This is a genomic window from Methylobacterium sp. J-067, from assembly GCF_022829465.1.
Taxonomy (GTDB): Bacteria; Pseudomonadota; Alphaproteobacteria; order Rhizobiales; family Beijerinckiaceae; genus Methylobacterium; species Methylobacterium litchii.
The window spans coordinates 197,693-204,604 of sequence record NZ_JAKSXZ010000058.1 but is presented as its reverse complement, the minus strand read 5'-3'; the positions used below and the strand labels follow the sequence as shown (position 1 = coordinate 204,604).

General features: G+C 65.2%; 6 protein-coding genes. 2 read left to right on the top strand and 4 right to left on the bottom strand.

Annotation, left to right across the window (positions count from 1 at the left end):
* Nucleotides 1–778: 778 nt before the first annotated feature.
* Nucleotides 779–1,036: a hypothetical protein gene (locus tag MKK52_RS06455; RefSeq protein ID WP_243952987.1), complete on the bottom strand. Its 258-nt coding sequence runs from the start codon at nt 1,034–1,036 to the stop codon at nt 779–781.
* A 616-nt stretch (nt 1,037–1,652) separates the two neighbouring features.
* Nucleotides 1,653–2,891, bottom strand: coding sequence for a MarR family transcriptional regulator (locus MKK52_RS06450; RefSeq protein WP_243952986.1), 1,239 nt, complete (start codon nt 2,889–2,891; stop codon nt 1,653–1,655).
* Nucleotides 2,892–3,248: 357 nt separating this feature from the next.
* Between MKK52_RS06450 and MKK52_RS06440 the strand changes: the two genes are divergently transcribed.
* Both MKK52_RS06440 and MKK52_RS06435 read left to right on the top strand, forming a co-directional pair.
* A complete protein-coding gene (locus tag MKK52_RS06440) occupies nt 3,249–4,709 on the top strand; it encodes a hypothetical protein (RefSeq protein WP_243952984.1) in 1,461 nt (486 codons plus the stop codon).
* A 72-nt stretch (nt 4,710–4,781) separates the two neighbouring features.
* Complete coding sequence (locus tag MKK52_RS06435) at nt 4,782–5,207, top strand: hypothetical protein (RefSeq protein WP_243952983.1); 426 nt, start codon at nt 4,782–4,784, stop codon at nt 5,205–5,207.
* A 136-nt stretch (nt 5,208–5,343) separates the two neighbouring features.
* Here MKK52_RS06435 and MKK52_RS06430 read toward each other — a convergent pair whose 3' ends face one another.
* Nucleotides 5,344–5,694 carry a hypothetical protein gene (locus tag MKK52_RS06430; RefSeq protein ID WP_243952982.1) on the bottom strand — a complete coding sequence of 117 codons (351 nt, stop codon included), beginning with the start codon at nt 5,692–5,694 and terminating at the stop codon, nt 5,344–5,346.
* A 43-nt stretch (nt 5,695–5,737) separates the two neighbouring features.
* Nucleotides 5,738–6,850 (bottom strand): HD-GYP domain-containing protein, encoded by a 1,113-nt coding sequence (locus MKK52_RS06425; RefSeq protein ID WP_243952981.1) that lies wholly within the window; start codon nt 6,848–6,850, stop codon nt 5,738–5,740.
* Nucleotides 6,851–6,912 lie beyond the last annotated feature (62 nt).

Below are 6,912 nucleotides of genomic sequence, written 5' to 3'. Positions count from 1 at the left end.
GTGCAGCAATGGGACTGCAGACGGAAGAGGCCGAAGACTGAGCCGGTCTGGCCGCCGCGATAGCTGCCGACCCGATCCGGCGTTTGCAAGAGGCCATTGGATCGGGCCGGCATGTCCCACGAGAGGACAAGGGCCTACTTGCGGCACGGCCCATGCTGCATCGTGATGCGAACTAATTGACCGGCAGTTACCTGAAACCCGGCCCAAGACGGCTTGGCCTTCGAGGTACGCAGGCCGCCGACCCGATCTGTTGAACGGGGGGCCATTCGACCGGGCCGGCGTGTCCCTCGGGAGGACCGCCACAGGGTAGGCCGATGCGCGACGACGGTGAAGGGGATGCCCCTTACAGATCGTCCTGACGTGCGACTGCCCAATAGGCGAGGGCGCCGACTGCGAACACGGCCAGGGGAACCGAAAGCTGTAGCCAGTGGAAGCCGTCAGAGGCCACAGTCGTTCATGGCGTCGCGCCGATCCTGCCAAGCCGTGATCCAGTAGACCAAGGCGCCGGCTGCGACGAACGACCCCGGCCCGAGAAGTAGGGCCATGAAAAGCCCGATCTCTGCCCCGCAGTTCGTCACGAGCGGGTGCCGCTCTCACGCCGGTTGAGCCACAAGGCCCATAACGCCAACGCGCCGCCGCCGAACGGGACGGCGAGGAGCAAGGCAAGCTGTTCCGTCGTCACGGTGCTATGCCGCCCGGCGCGCCCAAAGCGCGACGCCCCAGCCGAAGGCAACCGCCATCACGGGGGCGACGATGAAAGCGACAATCTGAACGTCCGTCATGGCTTGAGCCCTTTCAGGACCGTGCGGGCCGCGAGGTGTAGGGAACCGCTCGCCGCTAGAAAGATCGCGATGCCCAGCACGAGAGTCAACGCCGACAGGTGCGGGCCGGTGCCAAGGCCGAACACAGCCGCCACGAGAGGCGCGACGACACCAGCCGTAAAGAGACCGCCGGCCGCCGTGTTCAGATAGGTTGCCGTCAGCTTCGTTCGCTCATTCGTGACGAGCCTGCGAGCCGTGTCGTCGGCGTCGCTCACCCTTCGGCCTTCCAGATCGCAGAACCGAACCGTGGGCGGATCACGTCGCACCCGTCCGTAGCGGGCTCGACGGTGTAAGGGGCTACCGCCGGCCGAACCGCCCGCGCCATGTCGGCAGCCTCTTGCGACCGTGCCGCGTTCCCCGGCCTCGGCAGGTATAGGTCAACCCGCTTTCGTCCCCTCACGACAACCCCCGTTCCGACAGCCTCTTGAGATGATTGGTGAGGCGTGGCGGGGTAGCGCTTGAGCGGAGGCACGATCACGTCCGGGGTATCGACCGGGTGCCGATATCGGCCTTCAATCAGATCGATCCCATTTTCCGTGACGACGTAGGCGCCGCTTTCGATCTGCCGCACGAGCCCCTTGTCTACCAGCCTACGCATGGTGTCCCGCCTGCCGGCATAGCCATAGGGGCCCAGGCACCGCTTCAGTTCCTCGAACGCATACAGGCTGATCCTGCCCCTCGCCCAAGGCGGCAGAGGCTCCGGGGTCGGGGAAGTCTTCGTGCTCCAAGCCATGGCTTTCCCCTTGCGCGTGCGCCACCGACCGAAGGGAGGCGATGGTGATAGTGAGGGGATCTACCTAGTAGTTGATCCCGAGTTGAAATCGAGTTGATCTAGATTGGATATTGAGTTGATGTTGCAAAGCGCTGAGACGATTGCGCTTTTTCGGCCAATTCCTCGAATTTTCGGGCTTCCTCAGCCCATTGGGAGCGGCGCTCGCCCCACTCGGCATTGGCCGCTGTATCGGCCTGATATCGGAGGCGTAGCAGCCCTACCATCACCGCGTTGCCCTGGTGGGGAAGGAGCGGGAACAGGTGCTCATAGGAGCCGTCCGCCAGCTTCTCTTGCCAGTCGGTAATCATGGCAAGCCCTGCTGTATGGGCCGCGTCTCCGAGCGCCCGTTCCTCGCGAACCGCCATGGCGCCGCCGACCGGGAACAGCACGGCCGCTTCATCGGTGTCCGCCTCGATGAGATGCGGGGTGTAGGCGACGAGACCCAGGCGGATGAGGAACGCCAAGGCATCGAAGAAGCGTTGCGCCGGCTGCTCGCTGGATTGATCCAGGAAGGGCTTCACGAGCGGGCAGTTCGGCCACGCCTCCGACCTCGCGCGGGAGAAGCCCCAGACAGTGTGCGCTCCATAAGTGCCGATGGCCTCCTTCGTGTAGTTCAGTCGAACGGTGCGCCAGTGGACGCCACTTGCCCGTGGCAGGCTCTGAGCGTGGTAGAGATCCACGAACAGGCGCAAGGCCGTCTGATCCTGCGCTTGCCGCAGCAACTCCACAGGTGGCCTCTCATCGGCCGCGCCGGTCACGATGGAGGCGGGGAGCCAGATCCAGTCCGGTTCCTCGGACATCGGCTGAGGAGCGAGCGCAAGGCCGAAGAATTGGCGTCCGTCGTTCGTCAGGTGCCCTTTGCGCACAAGGCCGCACGCAAGCTCGTATGGCGTCGTCACGGGCCAGTCGCTGTCCATCTTCGCGGTCTTAGGCACGAAGGTTGACCGTCCCGCATCCTCGATGATCCGCACCAGTTCGGCCTCTGTCGCTGTGATCCGTGCAGGGGTAGGGCCTGGAAGGTCATGCGCGGCGACGAGATAGTAGAGCGGCTTCGTCCCTCCCCGTGTCTGTCGGACTAGCCCTTCCGCGACGAGCCGCCTGATCGCGGCTTGGGCCAGATGCCGAGGCACGCCAGTATGCGTCTCAATGGTCTTCACCGACCATGCGGTGGTGCGCATGTCGCTCAGAGTGCCCCGCGCCAGGACGAGGTAGGCGACGGCCGCGTTCATGCTGCCGAGACCGCACAGCGCAGCCCATGCCCGCCGGTCCACCGCGAAGAAGTTCCCGCGAGCGGTCATGCGAGGGGGCTACCCTTCGGCCCGTAGGCGAACGCCGGGGCGCCCGTGGTTCAGGAACTCGACGCCGGCAGCCTCTAGCGCGGACTGAACCGAGCGCACCGTGTCGAGACCGCTGGTAAGCATATTGGCGCCCTTCGCTTCCATTGAGCGGATTGTGTTGGCGCTGACTTTTGACCGCTCCGCGAGCGTGACTTGATCCATAGCCACGAGCCCCCGCGCCGCACGGAGTTGGTTGCCGGTCGATAACATCACAGCCTCGGTTGGTTTTATACCATGTTTCCTATTGACTAAAACAAGGCATGGGTATTATAACAAGTCCATAGGCGGTAGCAACCGCCGCGAGATGGACTAACCCCGATGTCCCACTTCAGCCGCCGCTCTTTCTCCTGGTCCGCCGCCCTGCGGGACATCAAGTCCGACCGCGCTCCCGTCATCACCGGCCTGCTCGCCGCTCGTGGCTTCGCTTCGGCCTATGCCCGCTCGCGCAACCTCCCCCTCAACATCACCACCCGCTCCGGCCGCGGCGAGACGTTCGCCGTCTCTCACAAGTTCGACCGCGCCGCGATTATGACCGTCGCGACCCTCGCCGCCCGCGATCATCAGAAGCGCCACGGCGGCACCTGGGGCGCTGCCATGGCCGTCTGCCTCAAGGCCGCGTGGCAGACCGAGACCGCCGCCCCTTCGCTCCGCGACCGCGCCGCCGATCTGTCCGCCCGCCTTGCCGGCACGAGCCGCAGGCCAGAGCCTGCCGCAACCGCCGAGGGCACCTTCGCACCCGCTCCGGCCGCTCTTGCCGACGCCTGCCGCTGGGCGGTTCAGCATCGCGCGTGGGTCGATTTCGCCTTGAAGGTCACGGACTGGTCCGAAGAGAAGTTTGACACCGAGACCGGCAAGACGAGCGCCGTCATCACCCGCGCGATCAACGAGCCATCCACGCATCTGGCCGAGATCGTCGCCAAGGCCGCGCTCGCGTTAGACGACTTCGAGCGGTTCCGCATCACGCCACATCACGACATCGATGACGGGACGCGCATCGTGCACACGGTCCTGCGCGAGGTCGCGGCTTTTCAGGTCGAGGCAGACGCTGCCCCGGTCGCCGGTATCGACTTCGGGCCCGACGCACACATTGCCGAATTAGCCGCCGAGTTCTGCGAAGCCTACGCCGCCAACATGAAGGCCGACCGCGAAAACATGGCTGAACGCATGTCGGAGGCGGAATGGCTGCCGTTCTACCGCCGCGCCACGGATCTGATGGCGCGGCTTGAGGCGACCGAGCCCAAGACGATGCTCGGCATGGCCCTCAAGTGTCTCGGTCCCATCGGCGCTGCCGGCTACAACGCTCCGGCGGATCGTGACGAGCATCAAGAAGACGCTTGGGACCGAGTAGGGACGCAGCTTGCTGACGCCATGCTGGGCGGCACCCTAACGCCATTGCTGGCCAGCAGGCAGCCCGACCGTGACCTGTGCCGGGAGGCGTTCACCTACGCTCACGGCTTGGACCTGTCGGCCGTCCCCTCGGACTGCCTGCTTCGACTGATCGACGTGTTCCACCGCGAGGCCGAGGTTCTGAGCGACGTGTCGCAGGAAGTCCGGTTCTATGCCGACGCCAATATCCGCCTTCAAAACGACGGCGGGGAGATCATCGAGGCCGAAAGTAATCGTCTCGGCTGTCTCCGTGATGCGTGCGTTCAGGAAGTAGCTCGCCGCACTCCCAAGACCGAGGCCGACCGCGACGCCATCCTCGTGTCCCGCGTCCATCACGAAATGCTCTGCGAAATGAAGATCCGCAACAAGGCGCTGATTGCAGAGATCCGCTAGGCATGGGGCGGGGAATAGCCCTGCCCCGCCATCAAACCGCCCCTCAACGTTTCACCCTTGCAGAGTGCCCCCATGCCCAACGTCGTCGCTTTCATGCCCCGCCCCCGCCCGTCTGAACCGGCGGCCCCGGCGCCGCTCGCCGGCCTCGCCCTTCGCGCCCACCTTGAGCAAGCGGCACAGACGGCCCTTGATGCAGCAGACAAGATCATCGCCGCCCTGGACCGGATCAAGGACGACGCCGAGACCGCCACGGAGCCCGTTTTCAAGGCCATTGTGGCGCACGCGGGGCAGGTGATCCACCTGCACGAGCCCGCCCAGCCCATGCCGGCCCCGGAGCCTGCCCCCGAGGCGCCGCAGGACGAGACCCAGGACGAGCCCGCCCCCGTTGCGACGGCAGATGTCCGCCAACTGTTCCCGCCGCTGCCGTGGGGTGGCGCTGGCAATGTCGTGGCCGCCGCCGGCTGCGCGGTCCTGGCCCTCGTCGGGATGCGCGCGTGATGCCGACCACACTCCCCGCTGTCTAGCCTGTCGCCCACCCTTCCGCCACTTGTCGCCGCGCTAGACCGTCCGGTCCTTCTACCTGCTCGCCTTGTCGTGCTGGCTGCTCCGGCGGCTAAATGTGGTCCATGTCCGCCTAGCCCGTGAACAGACCGACGCGGGGAGCCTCGCCTTGTTCGAGGCGGCCCACTGCTGGCTCGTTTGTCACGAGGAAATTGGTCATCTGCTCGACCTCCCGAATGAGTAGATCGACTTCGACCAACCCTTGGACCGCCAACGCCTCCAGGCTAGCCACCAATGGACCGAAGCGCGCGTGTGTCGCGAGAGATGGACGGCGCAAGCCTTCGATCACCGCCAGAAGCTCGTCACGCCGTCGCCATAACTCTAACAATGCGGCGCCGAGGTTGGGTGATGGCAGCTCTTCCAGTTCAGAGATCGCAGTCAACTGAGGTTGCTGAGCCTTCAAGAAAATTATGGTTGCAGTCATGTCCCTGCATTTCGGCTTGCCGACACTCGATTGCGGTGAGGATCTACTCGGCGACGGTCACTTCTCGCCGCATCTCAGGGACGCGGGCCCAGGGTTCGATGCCCCGCACGAACGCGGCCGACGCGCCCCCGCTCCTGGCCGAGTGAACGGCGAGAACCTCGTCCCAAGCCGATACGAAGGCCTCGACACATGCCGGGTCGAAGTGCTTGCCCCTCTCCGCTTCAAGGCAAAGGATGGCCTCCTCGAAGCCCATCGCCCCCTTGTAGGGACGCACCGTCGTCAACGCGTCGAACACGTCCGCCACCGCGACGATCCGTGCCGCCAGGGGAATGTCCAGGCCCGCAAGCCCGTGCGGATAGCCGCTACCATCCCAGCGCTCGTGATGCGCCTCTGCGATCTCCGCCGCGAGGCGGATCAGCTCCGACGTGCTCCCATCGAGGATACGCTTGCCGACCAACGGGTGCATGCGGATCACCGCGAACTCCGCCTCGTCCAGCGGGCCCTTCTTCAGCAGGATCCCGTCTGGTACGGCGACTTTGCCGACATCGTGAAGCGGAGCCGCGAGCTTGAGGCGCCAGCAGTACTCCGGTTCGAGGCCTAGCGCTTTCGCGATGATCTGACTGTAGCGTGCGACCCGCCACGTGTGGTCGCCGGTGTCGTTGTCGCGGTACTCTACAGCCAGGGCGAGGCGGAAGATGACCTCGGCCTCCCTCTCGACCAAATGGCGCGTCGCCCGCTCGATCTCACCCGCCATCGACGACGCCGCCTCGTCGAGGTGGCGCACAGCGTTGGCCAAGCGCACCAGGTTGCGCAGGCGCGCGCTCATTTCGATCCCCTTGATGCGCTTGTCGAGGAAGTCGGTTGCCCCGGCCTCCAGCGCCGCCATACGTACCTCCTCAGTCGTGTCGGCGGTGATCATCGCGATTGGCACTTGGGCATAGTGCGCGATTGTCCGCAGCTCCCGAATGAGAGTGATCCCGTCCATCTCGGGCATGTTCTGGTCGACGAGTACGAGATCGAAGGCTCGCGTGCGGCCCTCAACCAAGGCGGCGAGCGGGTCGTCGTGAGCGACGACCTCGGCGCCATGCTCGCTCTCCAGCAACCGCTGCAGGCGCATCAGCACCGTCGTGCTGTCGTCGACGAGGAGAACGTCCATGGCGGCAATCTCCAATCGAAGGAATGTCACGTATTTGAGGAGATAGTAGATCGGTCCGATGA